This is a genomic window from Oerskovia enterophila (assembly GCF_044748475.1).
Taxonomy (GTDB): domain Bacteria; phylum Actinomycetota; class Actinomycetes; order Actinomycetales; family Cellulomonadaceae; genus Oerskovia; species Oerskovia enterophila.
In genome coordinates this window covers 620665-635108 of sequence record NZ_JBIVFZ010000002.1, presented here as the reverse complement: position 1 = coordinate 635108, position 14444 = coordinate 620665, and the positions used below count along the sequence as shown (strand labels likewise).

General features: G+C 72.5%; 12 protein-coding genes. 6 read left to right on the top strand and 6 right to left on the bottom strand.

Translation table 11 applies throughout. The annotated features are described in order from the left end of the window. Positions 1 to 73: 73 nt before the first annotated feature. From ACIPWA_RS07345 to ACIPWA_RS07330, 4 genes are all read right to left on the bottom strand, one after another. Complete coding sequence (locus tag ACIPWA_RS07345) at positions 74 to 2008, bottom strand: glycoside hydrolase family 127 protein (RefSeq protein WP_400289184.1); 1935 nt, start codon at positions 2006 to 2008, stop codon at positions 74 to 76. Between the two features lie 80 nt (positions 2009 to 2088). Beyond that, positions 2089 to 3021 (bottom strand): carbohydrate ABC transporter permease, encoded by a 933-nt coding sequence (locus tag ACIPWA_RS07340; protein WP_082608407.1) that lies wholly within the window; start codon positions 3019 to 3021, stop codon positions 2089 to 2091. A gap of 11 nt (positions 3022 to 3032) precedes the next feature. After that, positions 3033 to 3989 carry a carbohydrate ABC transporter permease gene (locus ACIPWA_RS07335; RefSeq protein WP_235534067.1) on the bottom strand — a complete coding sequence of 319 codons (957 nt, stop codon included), beginning with the start codon at positions 3987 to 3989 and terminating at the stop codon, positions 3033 to 3035. 86 nt (positions 3990 to 4075) lie between these two features. Next, a complete protein-coding gene (locus ACIPWA_RS07330; protein WP_056645256.1) occupies positions 4076 to 5398 on the bottom strand; it encodes an ABC transporter substrate-binding protein in 1323 nt (440 codons plus the stop codon). 336 nt (positions 5399 to 5734) lie between these two features. Between ACIPWA_RS07330 and ACIPWA_RS07325 the strand changes: the two genes are divergently transcribed. After that, positions 5735 to 6805 carry a LacI family DNA-binding transcriptional regulator gene (locus ACIPWA_RS07325; protein WP_068626843.1) on the top strand — a complete coding sequence of 357 codons (1071 nt, stop codon included), beginning with the start codon at positions 5735 to 5737 and terminating at the stop codon, positions 6803 to 6805. A 13-nt stretch (positions 6806 to 6818) separates the two neighbouring features. On the opposite strand, the gene ACIPWA_RS07320 is transcribed toward ACIPWA_RS07325, so the two are convergent. After that, entirely contained in the window at positions 6819 to 7397 is a 579-nt protein-coding gene (locus ACIPWA_RS07320) for a hypothetical protein (RefSeq protein WP_056645260.1), read from the bottom strand. 185 nt (positions 7398 to 7582) lie between these two features. Here ACIPWA_RS07320 and ACIPWA_RS07315 point away from each other — a divergent pair, with 185 nt between their 5' ends. Then, positions 7583 to 8221, top strand: a complete 639-nt coding sequence (locus ACIPWA_RS07315; protein ID WP_056760579.1) for a TetR/AcrR family transcriptional regulator — start codon at positions 7583 to 7585, stop codon at positions 8219 to 8221. Positions 8222 to 8318: 97 nt separating this feature from the next. Here ACIPWA_RS07315 and ACIPWA_RS07310 read toward each other — a convergent pair whose 3' ends face one another. Further along, entirely contained in the window at positions 8319 to 9722 is a 1404-nt protein-coding gene (locus ACIPWA_RS07310; RefSeq protein WP_068626837.1) for a D-arabinono-1,4-lactone oxidase, read from the bottom strand. Positions 9723 to 9758: 36 nt separating this feature from the next. Here ACIPWA_RS07310 and ACIPWA_RS07305 point away from each other — a divergent pair, with 36 nt between their 5' ends. The 4 genes from ACIPWA_RS07305 to rlmB all read left to right on the top strand — a co-directional run bounded on the left by ACIPWA_RS07305 (position 9759) and on the right by rlmB (position 14303). Next, the gene (locus ACIPWA_RS07305) at positions 9759 to 11099 is read left to right on the top strand and encodes a type III PLP-dependent enzyme domain-containing protein (RefSeq protein WP_400289179.1); all 1341 of its coding nucleotides are present in this window, start codon (positions 9759 to 9761) and stop codon (positions 11097 to 11099) included. An 89-nt stretch (positions 11100 to 11188) separates the two neighbouring features. Further along, a complete protein-coding gene (locus tag ACIPWA_RS07300; protein WP_068708564.1) occupies positions 11189 to 11584 on the top strand; it encodes a PPOX class F420-dependent oxidoreductase in 396 nt (131 codons plus the stop codon). A 158-nt stretch (positions 11585 to 11742) separates the two neighbouring features. Beyond that, entirely contained in the window at positions 11743 to 13182 is a 1440-nt protein-coding gene (cysS, locus tag ACIPWA_RS07295) for a cysteine--tRNA ligase (protein ID WP_068708562.1), read from the top strand. 98 nt (positions 13183 to 13280) lie between these two features. Then, positions 13281 to 14303, top strand: coding sequence for a 23S rRNA (guanosine(2251)-2'-O)-methyltransferase RlmB (gene rlmB / locus ACIPWA_RS07290; protein ID WP_056645268.1), 1023 nt, complete (start codon positions 13281 to 13283; stop codon positions 14301 to 14303). Positions 14304 to 14444: the final 141 nt, after the last annotated feature.

Here is a 14444-nt window from a genome sequence, read left to right as displayed (position 1 = left end):
ACGTCCTGGGGTGCTCGGGCGGTCCGGGGCCAGGACCCCCGGTCCCCGCCCGAGCACCCCAGGACGGGTCGGGTCAGGCCGTCGGCAGCCAGATGCGCATGGTCGACGGCCCGCGGTTCGCCCAGTCGTGGTACGGCGTCAGGACGACGTCGAGCGGCTCGCCGGCCGGACCCGTGCGGTCGCCCTGGTCCTCCGGCCCGACGCTCGCGTTCTCCGGGTAGGGCCACGCACGGTCCGTCGACGCAGCCCTCCGCCCGGTCGCGACGACGACGCCGTCCTCCTCGCGCAGCGGCACGGAGGCGTCGACCACGAGCTCGGCGACGTCGTCGACCGTCTGGTCGAGCGACTCGGCGCACAGCACCTCGGGCCCGCGCTCGACCGCGACGCAGCCCCGCACGGCGTCGATCCTGTCGTCGGCCGTCACGACGCGTGGCGACACGTCGAGCTCGAGGCGCACCTCGTCGCCCGCGCGGAAGGTCCGCCGGACCTCTGCGGTGCCCGGCTCGACGCTCCAGGTCTCACCGCCCGAGGACAGGCGGGCCGAGGCCGACCATGCGGGCACCCGCACCCGCAAGGACCAGTCGCGGCCCGTGTCCCGCAGCACGCGGAAGGTCACGACCCCCGAGTCGGGGAAGTCGGTGTGCACGTCGACCTCGACAGGCGTGCCGTCCGGCAGCGCCGTACGGATCTCCGCGTCGGCGTACTGGTGCACCTGGAGGCCGTCCTCGTCGACCGTCACGAAGTACGCGGCGAGGCTCGCGAACGTGCGCGCGACGTTGGGCGGGCAGCACGAGACCTCGAACCAGGGGGCCCGGAGGGAGGACGAGGCGCGTGCGCTCGCGACGTCCGCGGGTGCGACGGCTCCCGGGACCCGCTGGTGCAGGGTGTTCGTGTAGTAGAACGACGTGCCGTCGTGCGCCGGCGACGTCGCGACGACGTTGAAGAGCGTCCGCTCGACCAGGTCGGCGTAGCGGCTCTCGCCCGTGGCGAGCAGCAGGCGCCAGCTCGTCATGATCGAGCCGATCCCGGCGCAGGTCTCCGCGTACGCCCGGTCGGGGGGCAGGACGAAGTCCTCCCCGAAGGCCTCGTCCTGGTGGTGCGAGCCCTGCCCGCCCGTGAGGTAGGTGCGCCGGGCGACGGTGTTCTCCCACTGGGTCGCGACCGCGTGCAGGAGGTCGCGGTCGCCTGTGTCCGCGGCGACGTCGAGAGCACCCGCCGCGAGGTAGTTGGCACGCACCGCGTGCCCCCGGAAGACGGTCGCCTCGCGGACCGGCTGGTCGTCCTGGAAGTAGGACCGACCGAACTCGATGTCGCGCAGCGTGCCGTGCCCGTGCCGCTCGACGAACAGGGCCGCCTGGTCGAGGTAGCGACGCTCGCCCGTGACCCGGGACAGCTCGGCGAGCGCGACCTCGATCTCGGCGTGCCCGCAGATCCCCTGGCGGCCGTCGGGCCCGAAGGTCGCGCACACGTGGTCGGCGGCCCGCCGGGCCACGTCGACCAGGAGCTGGTCGCCGCCCGTGCGGGCACGGGCCACCGCGGCCTGGATCAGGTGGCCGTAGCAGTACAGCTCGTGCCCCCACTCGAGGTCCGAGTAGCGGTCCCCCTGGCCCGGCCGTCCGAACATCGTGGACAGGTAGCCGTCGGGCTCCTGCACGGCCGCCACGCGCTGGACGATCGCGTCGAAGCGGGCGTCGAGCTCGTCGTCGGGCCTCCTGCCCAGCTCCCAGGCCATGGCCTCGAGGAGCTTGTAGACCTCGGAGTCGGAGAACTCGCGCCCGCGGCGGGCCGCGGGGAGGCGACCCTCGACCGCGGCGTCGAAGTTGCCCAGCCACCCCTCCTTCTCGAGCCAGTGCTCGATGTGGGCCAGCGTGGCTGCGCGGTTCGTCTCCTGGCGGGCGGCCCAGAAGCCGCCCGTGATCCGGACTTCGTCGAGCCCGAGCGGACGCAGGACCGACGAGCTGGGGACGACCGGTCGGCCGCCGGTCGACCGGCTGGTGGTGGTGGTCACGGAATTCCTCCGGTGAGGTCGATGCCCACGAGGATGGGCGAGGTGATGGGTGGGGCGGGACTGTGCGGGCGACCCGGAGGTCAGCCCTTGAGCGCGCCCGACATGAAGCCCTGGACGTAGTGCCGCTGCAGCAGCAGGAAGAGGACGACGCACGGCAGGGCCAGGACGACCACGCCCGCCTCGGTGGCCCCGTAGTCGACGATGCCCATGATCTGCTGGCGCATGTTGGCCACGGCCAGCGGGAGCGGGAGCTTGGACGAGTCGGAGATGAGGATCAGCGGCGCGATGAAGTCGTTCCAGGCCGCGAGGAACGCGAAGAGGCCGACCGTGATGAGCCCGGGCTTGACCGCGGGCAGCAGCACCCGCCGCAGGGCTCCGAACGACGTGCACCCGTCGACGAGGGCCGCCTCCTCCATCTCGGTGGGGACGGACTCGAACGAGATCCGCATCATGAAGGTCGCGAACGGGAGCTGGAACATCGTCAGGACCAGCGCGAGCCCGAGGAGCGAGTTCTGCAGGTGCAGGGCGTTCAGGAGGACGTAGAGCGGGATCAGCAGGGTCGCGTAGGGCACCATCAGGATCCCGAGCGTCAGCATGAAGAGGATGTTCTTGCCGGGGAACGTGAAGCGGGCGAACGCGTAGCCGCCGAGGAGCGAGGTCACCAGGGTGAACAGCACGGTCAGCCCGGAGACCACGACCGAGTTCAGGAGGTACTGCCCGATCCCGGCCTGGTAGCCCGCGAGGGTCACGTAGTTCCCGAACCCCCAGCCGTCGGTCTGCGCGCTGCCTGCCTGCGGCGAGACCGAGGCGACGCCGGCCCAGATGAGCGGGAAGAGGAAGATCAGGGCGAGGCCGCCCGTGAAGACGTAGTACGGCGTACGCAGGGCGAGGCCCCCGAGCGTCGTGGTCGGGGCTGCGCGCCCGACCCGTCGTCGTCGCCGTGCCGCCGCAGGTGGCGTGGCGGTCGCGGACGGGGGGACGGGAGCGGACGGGGTCTCGGTCGTGGTGGGCATGTCCGGGGTCCTCACTTCTCGTCCGTCTGGCGCATGCCGCGGAACTGCAGGGCGTTGATGACGATCAGGGCCAGGAGCACGAGGATCGACAGGGCGGCAGCACGGCCCAGGTCGTTCTGGCCCTGGAACGCCATGTTGTAGATGAGCTGGACGACCGTGATGGTGCTGTTGTCCGGGCCGCCCTTGGTCAGGATGTAGAACTGGTCGAACGCGAGCAGCGAGCCCGTGACGCACATGATCGTGCAGAGCATGAGCGAGGGGCGCAGGAGCGGCAGGGTGATGCTCCGGAAGATCTGGAACGGCTTGGCGCCGTCGATGCGTGCCGCCTCGTACACCTCGCCGGGGATGTTCTGCAGGCCCACCAGGAGCAGGAGCATGTAGAAGCCCGCGAAGCGCCACACGATGAGGAAGACGGTCGACCACAGGGCCGCCGTGGGCGTGCCGAGGAAGGAGATGGGCTCGTCGACCAGTCCGAGCTTCTCGAGGAAGGGGCTGATCGGGCCGGACTGGGGGGAGTAGAGCGCGTAGAACAGGAGCGAGGCGGAGGCCAGGCCGAGCGCGCTGGGGACGAGGAACGCGGTGCGCAGGAACCCCTTCCACCGCGTGCTCTCCTGGACCAGCAGCGCCATCCCGAGCCCGAGGCCCAGGAGGAGGACCGTCGCGATCACCGTGTACTTCAGCGTGAAGACGATCGAGGGCCAGAAGTACTTGTTGGCGACGACGTCCTGGAAGTTCTCGGGGAAGTTGGGGCCGCGGTTGCCCGCGAGCAGGGGCCAGTCGGAGACCGACATCTGCACGACCAGGAGGATCGGGACGATGAAGAAGAGCCCGACGAAGACGGCGGTGGGCATCGCGTAGAGCCATCCCTGGGCTCCCCGGCCGCGCAGGGCGCTGCGCTTGCGGCGGCGCCCGGCAGGGCGGGCCGCGGGCCTCGGGGTGCTCACGGGGGCCGTGGTGTGCGTGGTCACGGGAGTCCTCTCTGACTCGGGTGGACCGTGGTGGGTGCGACGGTGCGCACCCACCACGGTGCTCGTCCTCGGCGGACGGAGCGTTGTTACTGGTCGAGGACGGCCGTGATCTCGTCGTTGTCGGCGTCGATGTTCTTCGCGTCGCCGAACACCGCTCCACGGACGAGCGTCAGCCACGGGCTGTCGGGAGCGTTGAACGCCTGCTGGAAGTTGATCGCGACGGGCGTGCTGCCCTTGGCCGCGACCTCGTTGATCGTCACGAGGCGCGGGTCGACGGCCGCGTACTTGTTGTCGGCCAGGTCTGCGCGGGACACGACGTCGTTGTTCTTGGCCAGGACCTCGACCTGCGCGTCCTCGCTCGTGAGCCACGAGAGGAAGTTCCAGGCGGCCGCCTCGTTCTTCGAGTCCTTGGAGATCCCGATGCCGTCACCGCCCACGAACGTGGACTCTCCGCCGTCGGGCCCGGGGATCGGGGCGACGCCGACGTCGACCGTCTCGGCCGCGGTCGACAGCAGGGTCGCGGGGTACGGCATCACGCCGACCTTGCCCTCCTGGAACGGGCCGGTCCACGTCGCGCCGGTCTCGTCCTTGGTGCCGGTGCCGATCGCACCCGAGTCGACCATGTCCTTGTAGACCGCGTAGACGTCCTTGGCCGTGTCGCTCGCGAGCAGGGACTCGGTGCCGTCGGCGCTCAGGACCTGGTCGCCGCCGGCCCAGACCGACGGGAACCAGGTGAAGAGCGTGCAACCGCCGCAGTTGCCGCCGAAGTACGTGCCGGACACGCCGTCCTTGCCCAGCGCGCTGATGGCCTTGGCGTGCTCGCCGTACTCCTTGAGCGTCGTCGGCGGCTTCTCGGGGTCGAGCCCGGCCTCGCGGTAGAGGTCCTTGTTGTAGAACATGACCGAGAGGTCGAGGACGAACGGCAGGACGTACTCCTGGTCCTCGTACGTCCCGGCGTCGATGTGGCCCTGCGCGAGCTCGTCGGCGTAGGGGAGCCCGTCGATCCGGTCGGTGATGTCGGTGAACAGGCCCTGGGAGGTCCAGTTCGGGACGTAGACGATGTCCGCGGCGAAGAGGTCCGGGAGGCTCCCGCTGCCGGCCGCCGCGCCGACCTTCGCGACGTAGTCGTCGTTGGGCGTGATGGTCAGGGAGACCTGGTTCTCGTGGCTCGCGTTGTACGCGTCGACCAGCAGGGTGGCCTGCTTCTCCATCGGGGCGCGCGTCCACAGCGTGAGCTGCGTGCCGTCGTCGACCCCCTCGGGCGAGTCGCTCGCGGCGGTGTCGCCGCCCGACCCGCTGTCGGTGTCGTCGGCGGGCGAGCACGCCGCCAGGCTCGTGGCCAGCATGCCGACCGTGAGGAGGGCCGCCAACGGGCGGACTGCGCGGATCGACTTCCGTGTGGTGCTCATTCGAGCCTCCAAGCTCTCTTCGTTGAGGGTGGTGCGGGGGGTGTTCGGGTGCTGCTCTGCACGTCCAGGGGTCCTGCGCACGGCGACGAAACCGTTTCGGAAGCACGTCACGGACATCTGGCGACCGTGACGGCCCTGCCTCCACGACGAGATCTATCCGCACGTTGAGGCCGATAGGAGCAGGTTAGCGCTCACATAGCCTCTTGCGAAAGTCGCCGAAAAGGTTTTCTGAGACTATTGCGGAGTGGGGGAGCCGTCAACCCGCTGAGGGGGTTACAGTTTCGTCACGACCTCCGGACCCACCAGGGGCCCGGAACATCTCGAGGGAGCAGGACGATGGTGCGCGAGGACGAAGGGGGATCCCCGCCGGTCGACCGGGCCAAGCGCTCTGTCACGCTGACCGACGTCGCCCGGCTCGCTGGCGTCTCGGTGGCCACGGCCTCCAAGGCGCTCAACGGGCGTGACCAGGTCAAGGCCGAGACCAGGACGCGGGTCATGGAGGCGGCCGAGCGCTTGTCGTTCCAGCCCAACGCGCTCGCCCGTGGGTTGCTCGCGGGGCGGACCGGCACGGTCGGCCTGCTCACGAGCGACCTCGAGGGACGCTTCGTCATCCCCATCCTCATGGGCGCCGAGGACGCGTTCGGGGCGGGCCGCGTCTCGGTCTTCCTGTGCGACGCACGAGGCGACTCGATCCGCGAGCAGTACCACCTCCAGGCGCTGCTCTCACGCCGCGTCGACGGTCTGATCGTCGTCGGGCGCCAGACGGACCCGCGTCAGTCGCTGGGCCAGCGGCTCCCCGTGCCCGTGGTCTACGCCTACGCGCCGTCCCAGGACGACGCGGACCTCTCGATCGTCCCCGACAACGTCGCGGGCGGGCGGGTCGCCGTCGAGCACCTCATCGCGTGCGGGCGCCGGCGCATCGCGCACGTCTCGGGAGACCCCACGTACGCGGCAGCCCAGGACCGCGCCGCCGGCACGGCCGCGGCACTCTCGGCAGCGGGGCTCGAGCTCGCGGGGGACGGCGTGCTGTTCGGGGAGTGGTCGGAGAGATGGGGACGGAGCGCCACCGCCATGCTCCTGGCCAAGGACCCGTCGATCGACGCGATCTTCGCCGCGAGCGACCAGATCGCCCGGGGCGTGCTGGAGACTCTCCGTGAGCTCGGCCGGGACGTTCCGGGCGACGTCTCGGTCATCGGGTTCGACAACTGGGAGCAGTTCGCGCTCGGCGCGCGACCCGAGCTCACGAGCGTCGACAACAACCTCGAGGTCCTGGGGCGCTACGCCGCGCAACGCCTGTTCGCCGCGATCGACGGCCAGCGGGCGTCAGGGGTCGAGAAGCTCCCGTGCCGCCTGGTCCCGCGAGAGTCGACCTCACCGCTCGGAGCCCTCGGAGCCCTCGGGGCGTAGGTGCGACCTGCCGTCACCCGACGGGCGTCACGACCAGGCTGTCGGTCACCGCGCGGGCCTGCGCGGCGCCGTCGGCGTCCTGCGTCGCGAACGACTCCGTGACGAACACGAACGCGGTCCCCGTCGAGGTCGCGACCTCGACGATCGTCTCGACCTGGGAGACCTCGACGCCGTCGACCGTGCGGGTGCCCCCGAACCGGTGGGCGGGGAGCCCGGCGAGCTCGATCGGGCCCGGCTGCGTCGGGTCGACGGTCCAGTCCGCGGTCTCTGCCAGGTAGTCGGCAGCCGCGGCGGTCTGCTCGGCGAGCGTCGACCCGCCGGGAGGCTCGGTCGTGACGACCACGTTGGCCGTGAAGCCCGGGTCGCCGAACGGCTTCTCCGTGCGGACGACGAGGGGCGCGTCCTGCCCCGCACGGTCCCAGCCCGCGGGGACGGTCAGCGTGACCGAGACGCCGTCGTCGGTGATCTCGGCGGACTGCGAGGTCGCCGCGGGCGGCGGCGCCTCCTGCGTGGCGCCGCCGCAGCCCGCGAGCAGGGGCACGAGCAGCGCGCAGGCGGCGACGAGGGAGAGCGGGCGGTGCGAGCGTGCCACAGGTGTCCTTTCGGGCCGGGACGGGCTCCGACGGGAGCCGACCCTCCCAGCCTGCCACGTCCAGGTCGTGGCTCGGCCTGCTCGCACGGCTCCCACATGCGAATATGCGACATTGAAGGCATGGTGGACAACAGCGGGCGACGTTCGTGCGCACCCACCGAGGACGGTCACGAAGGAGTTCGACGATGAGCCGCATGTCCATCGAGGAGCGCCGCGCACAGATCGTCGACGCAGCGATGTCGATCGCCATCCGCGAAGGGGTGGAGGCCGTCACGGTGCGCGGGGTCGCGGCCGAGGCCGGGATCTCGCTCGGGACGGTCCACTACTGCTTCGAGGACAAGGACGCGATGCTCCGGGCCATGGGCCACAGCGTCGCGCTCGTGGCCTCGGACCCGGTCCGCATGGCACTGGACCCCACGCAGGACCTCTACACGATCGCGCACGCGGCCGCCGACGGGTTGTGGCAGGGCCTCACCCCGCGCCGCCACATGCGGCTGCTGACGTTCGAGTTCGCGACCGCGGGCTCGCGCAACCGTGCGCTGCGCCCGGTCGCGCGGGCGCACCTCGAGCAGACGTGGGCCATGACGCAGGGCATCCTGGACCAGCTCTCGGAGATCGCGGGCATCACGTACTCGATGGACACGCCGTTCCTCGCGCGCATCGTCGCGGGGTACATCGACGGGATCGAGATCGCGTGGCTCGTCCAGCAGGACGACGAGGCCACGATCCGCAGCTTCCACGCGCTCGCGGACTACGTCCTGTCGCTCGTGGTGCACCCGGACGGTGCGGTGCCGAGCACGGAAGAGCCCGCCGAGGCCTCGTAGGCCGCGGCAGCCCTGGTGGCTGCGTGCGGCTCCTCAGAGCAGGCCCGACGGCGCCGCTCGCCCCGGGCGGCCCACGTCCCGTGCGCGACGCGCGCCGTCAGCGCGGCCCGAACACCTGGTCCGTGTACGGGTTCGCGAACACGCCGCCCGGGTCGGCCTGGGCGCGGACCCGGCGGAAGTCCTCGAAGCGTGGGTAGCGCTCCGCGAGGTCCTCGGCGCCCAGCGTGTGGAGCTTGCCCCAGTGCGGTCGCCCGCCCACGCCCGCGACGATCTTCTCGACGCCCTCGAAGTAGCGCTCGTGCGGGAGGCGGAGGTACTGGTGGACCGCGACGTAGGCGCTCTCGCGGCCGTGGGCCGTGGACAGCCACACGTCGTCCGCGGCGGCGAACCGGACCTCGACCGGGAACGGGACGTTCTCGCCCGAGGCCCTGACCCAGGCGTCGATCTCCTCGAGCACGTTCACGAGCTCGGCGCGCGGCACCGCGTACTCCATCTCGCGGAAGCGCACGCGACGCGGCGAGACGAACACCTCGTGCGAGGGCGCGACGTACGTGCGGGGGGCGAGAGCACGTGCCGAGAGCGCGTTGATGCGAGGCGTGGCGCGCGGGACGGCCGTCGCGAGCCGGTTGATGACCTCGAACGCCCCGTTGGACAGCAGCTCCTCGTCGACCCAGGCGCGCGCCCGGGTCACGGCGCCCGGCCGCTCCCCGCGAGCCGTGCGCAAGGAGGCCGAGGCCTCGTCGTCGGGCCCCAGGCGGTCGTTGCGCTTGGTGAGCGCGCGGCGCGTGTGCGGGAACCAGTAGAACTCGAAGTGGTCGTGCGCGTTCTCGAGCCCTTCGGCGTCCGAGCCGCCCCCGCGACCGCCCGAGGCGGTGCTCAGCTCCTCGAGGACCCGGTCGAGCGGCCAGGGCTCCTCCTGGGCCCGCAGGTGGAACGCCGGGACGACGTCGAGCGTCACGGCCGCGAGCACGCCCGTCGAGCCGAGGCCCAGGCGGCTCGCCTCGAACAGGTCGGGATCCTGCTCGGGCGTGGCCTCGGTGACCGAACCGTCGGCCCCGACCACGCGCACCCCGCGCACCTGGGTCGCGAGACCGCCGAGCGAGGCGCCCGTGCCGTGCGTGCCGGTCGAGATCGCGCCCGCGATCGACTGGCGGTCGATGTCGCCGAGGTTGCGCATCGCGAGCCCCGCCGACGCCAGGACCTCGTTGAGCCGGTGCAGGCGGATGCCCGCACCCACGGTCACGCGCGCGCCGGTCTCGGTGCGGGTCACGTCCTCGACCGTCTGCAGGTGGTCGAGGCTCAGCAGGAGCCCGTCGGTGACTGCGGCTCCCGTGAACGAGTGTCCGGCGCCGACGGCCCGGACGTGCAGGCCGTCGTCCGCGGCTCTGCGCACGGTCTGCGCGAGCTCGTCGGTGTCGCGCGGGGCAGCGCGGCGCAGGGGATCAGCGGTCTGGTTTCGCGCCCAGTTCGTCCATGAACCGGGAGCCTGCTGGCTCGTCACACCCGGCACTATCTCACGAGGGGTAGGTTTCCTACCATGACGTCGACGCCCGTGCAGAGCAGCACGCAGGACCCGCCCGCCCGGTCCCACGCCGAAGGTGCGACCGATAGGTCCCGATCCTCCGGTTCGTCGGAGGAGACGCGCACGCTGGGCGACCGGCTGTCCGCAGCGACCGAGCGCGTCCCGGGCCCGGTCGCGGTCGTCGACCTCGACGTGTTCGACGCCAACGCCCGCGAGCTCCTGGCACGTGCCGGGGGAGTGCCCGTGCGCCTCGCGTCCAAGTCCGTGCGCGTGCGCTCGCTCGTCGAGCGAGCAGGTCGGCTCGGCTTCGCGGGGATCATGGCGTACTCGCTGGCCGAGGCGCTGTGGCTCGTCGAGCAGGGCGCACGCGACGTGCTCGTCGCGTACCCGACGGTCGACCGCCGGGCGCTCGCGGAGCTCGCGGCGGACCCGGCCGCGCGCCGGGAGATCACGCTCATGGTCGACGACGTCGCGCAGGTCGCGCTCGTGGCGACCGCCCTCTCCGGGCACCGAGGAGCGGACGCTGCGGAGAGCAGGTCCGAGGGCGCAGCCGAGGCAGGCACCCCTCCCGTCCTGCTGTGCCTCGACATCGACGCCTCGCTGCGGCTGGGGGTCGGACCCTTCACGGTCCACCTCGGGACCCGCCGCTCACCCGTCCACACCCCCGCGGAGGCCGCTGCGCTCGCGCACGCGATCGGGACGGTGCCCGGGCTGCGCGTGCGCGGCCTGATGTTCTACGAGGCGCAGGTCGCGGGGCTGCCCGACACGAGCCCCGCGGTGCGGCTCGTCAAGAAGGCCTCGGTCGCCGACCTGTCCACGCGCCGGGGCGAGGTCATCGCGGCCGTGCGCGACGCCGTCGGGCACGAGCTCGAGCTCGTGAACTCCGGGGGGACCGGCTCGCTCGAGACGTCCGCCGCCGACCCCGTCGTGACCGAGGTGACGTCCGGCTCGGGCCTGTTCGTGCCCGGCCTGTTCGACGGGTACCGCTCGTTCGTGCCGCACCCCTCGGCGTACTTCGGGCTCGACGTCGTGCGCGTCCCCGCGCCCGGCTACGCGACCGCGTTCGCGGGCGGGTACGTGGCCTCGGGGCCCGCCGGGGCCGCGCGCGTGCCCCGGGTCGTCGAGCCCGGGTGGCGGCTCACGTCGTCCGAGGGCGTCGGCGAGGTCCAGACGCCCCTGCACGTCGCCCGGGGCCGCCGCGACGCGCGCGAGCTCGCGGTGGGCGACCGCGTCTGGTTCCGCCACGCCAAGGCGGGCGAGCTCATGGAGCGCTTCGACCGCGTGCAGCTCGTGCGCGGCGACCAGGTCGTCGAGGAGGTCCCCACCTACCGGGGCGAGGGCAAGAACTTCGGGTAGCGCCGCCGTCGGGCCTGGTGGACGTCCCACCTGCTGAGAAGGTGGGCGCTGACGGGAATACGCGCGGTCCCCGCGCGATTGAGCACGGCATGACGAGCCTCCCCGATGCCGCCAAGGCGCTCCTCGACGCCCCCGAGTTCGCCACCGTCGCCACGCTCGAGGCCGACGGCAGCCCGCAGACCTCGGTCGTGTGGGTCGCGCGCGACGGCGAGGACATCGTGTTCTCGACGATCCACGGCCGCCGCAAGACCGACAACCTGCGGCGTGACCCCCGCCTGAGCGTGCTCGTCTACCCGCGTGACGCCCCGTACCAGTACCTCGAGGTGCGCGGCGAGGCCGCGATCGAGGAGGACCCCTCGGCCTCGCTCATCCACGCGCTCGCGCAGAAGTACACGGGAGCCGAGCGCTACACGGGCGACGACGGCACCGACAACCGCCGCGTGGTCGTGCGCGTGACCCCGACCAAGGTCCACTGGCGCGACTGACCGAAGCCGCGCCGCCGTCGCGCGAGGGCCCGGCAGGGTCCTCGGCTCGCCGGACGGGCCTGCGCGACCCGCTCGCGCGGGTGAAGACGCGCACGGATGCGCCGCCCCCGCCGGGGCGGGTTCTGCCGGGAGGGGTGCACCCCGGTAACCTTGCGGGCGTGAGCCTTCGACTGTTCGACACCGCGACGCGGGACGTGCGCGACTTCATCCCCCAGAACCAGGGTGAGGTCGGCATCTACCTGTGTGGGGCGACGGTCCAGTCGGCGCCGCACATCGGCCACATGCGCTCGGCCGTCGCGTTCGACGTCCTGGTGCGCTGGCTGCGTCGCACGGGCTCGCGCGTGACCCTCATCCGCAACGTCACGGACATCGACGACAAGATCCTCGCCAAGTCCGTGGACGCGGGCGAGCCCTGGTGGGCGTGGGCCGCGATCAACGAGCGCGCCTTCACCGCGGCCTACGACGCGCTGGGTGTGACACCTCCGACCTACGAGCCCCGCGCCACGGGGCACGTGCCGGACATGGTCGAGCTCATGCAGCGCCTCGTCGACTCGGGGCACGCCTACACGACCGGACCCGGCGACGTGTGGTTCGACGTCCGCTCGTGGGCGGACTACGGCTCGCTCACGAACCAGCGCCTCGAGGACCTCGCCCCCGCCCCGGCGGACCCGGTCGAGGACTCCCTCAAGCGCGACCCGCGCGACTTCGCGCTCTGGAAGGCCCCCAAGCCCGGCGAACCCGCCACGGCCTCGTGGGACACCCCGTTCGGGCGCGGACGGCCCGGCTGGCACCTCGAGTGCTCGGCCATGGCCCACCGGTACCTGGGGAGCACGTTCGACATCCACGGCGGCGGCCTGGACCTGCGGTTCCCGCACCACGAGAACGAGCAGGCGCAGTCCCGCGCGGCCGGCGACGGTTTCGCCCAGTACTGGTTGCACTCGGCCTGGGTCACCCAGGGCGGCGCCAAGATGAGCAAGTCGCTCGGCAACGGGCTGCTCGTGCGCGAGGTGCTCTCCACGACCAGCCCGGCCGTGCTGCGCTACGCGCTCGCCGCGGTCCAGTACCGGTCGATGCTCGAGTGGACGCAGGACACCGTGACCGAGGCGGAGGCCACGTGGGAGCGGCTCAGCGGGTTCGTCCAGCGAGCGAGCGAGCGCGTGGGCGAGGTCGACGTCGCGGACGTGCGCGAGGCCGAGCTCCCGACCGCGTTCGTGACGGCCATGGACGACGACCTCAACGTGCCGGCCGCGCTCGCCGTGGTCCACGAGCACCTGCGGGCGGGCAACTCTGCGCTCGCCGACCGGTCGCCGGCCGCCGACACGGTCGCCCGTCACCACCTCGTCTCGCTCCGCGCGATGCTCGACGTGCTGGGGCTGGACCCCGCGGGCGAGCAGTGGGCCGACGCCGGGGACACCCGGTACCGCCACGCGCTCGACGCGGTCGTGACCGCCGAGCTCGACGCCCGCGCCCAGGCACGGGCGGCACGCGACTTCGCCACCTCCGACGCGATCCGGGACCGCCTCGCGGCCGCCGGGGTCGTCGTGGAGGACTCCAGCGACGGGGCCCGCTGGTCCCTCGCTGCACGCCAGGGCACCTGACCAGGAGCCCTGGCCCGACGGCCGGACGGCGCCCACCGGGGCGCGGGGTCCGCCACCGACAACTTCACTCAATTCACATCGACCGACGGGGCAGACCCATGGCTGGAAACTCACAACGACGCGGCGCGACCCGCAGCAGCAACAAGAAGGGCGCCGTCGCCGGCACGGGCGGCAAGAACCGTCGCTCGCTCGAGGGCCGTGGCCCGACGCCCAAGGCCGAGGACCGCACCTACCACAAGGCGCACAAGGCCAAGGTCGCGGCCGAGCGCCGCGAGGCCACCTCGACGGGTCCCCGCTCGCACGACGCCAAGAGCGCAGCCCGTGGTGGCCGCCCGAGCGGTCGCACGCCCTCGCGCACGACCCGCTCGAGCAGCGCCAACGAGGTCGTCAACGGCCGCAACGCGGTGCTCGAGGCCCTCCGTGCGTACATCCCGGTCTCCGCGGTCTACATCGCGACGCGCCTCGAGGCCGACGACCGCACCAAGGAGATCCTGAACATCGCCTCCGGGCGCGGGTACAACCTCCTCGAGGTCACCAAGGCCGAGCTCGACCGCATGACCGACGGCTCGGTCCACCAGGGCGTCGCGATCCAGGTCCCGCCCTACGACTATGCCGACCCCGAGGACCTCCTCGACCGCGCGCACGAGGCGGGCGAGCCCCCGCTCATCGTCGCGCTCGACGGCGTGACCGACCCGCGCAACCTCGGCGCCGTCCTGCGTTCTGCGGGCGCGTTCGGCGCGCACGGCGTCCTGGTGCCCGAGCGGCGCGCGGCCGGCGTCACGGCCTCGGCCTGGAAGGTGTCCGCCGGGGCGGCGGCGCGCGTGCCCGTGGCCCGTGCGACCAACCTCGTGCGCACGCTCACCGAGTACAAGGCCGCGGGCTGCTTCATCGTCGGGCTCGACGGCGGCGGCCCCGTCGCCGTGGGCGAGCTCGCGTTCGGCAAGGACCCGCTCGTGCTCGTCGTCGGCTCCGAGGGCAAGGGCCTCTCGCGCCTCGTGCGCGAGACGTGCGACGTCGTCGCCTCGATCCCGATCCTCTCGGACGTCGAGTCGCTCAACGCAGGCGTCGCAGCCGGCATCTCGCTGTACGAGGTCGCGCGCCTGCGCGCCGCCGAGGACTGAGCCTCCGCACCGTCACGTGCCCCAGGGCGCCCCGCAGACCGCCTCCAGGCGGCCCGCGGGGCGCCCTGTGCGCTTCCTGGGCTGGTCGGATCCTGCGGTCCAGGGGCGTGGGCGGGTACGCGAGGCCCGCGGCACTGCGGC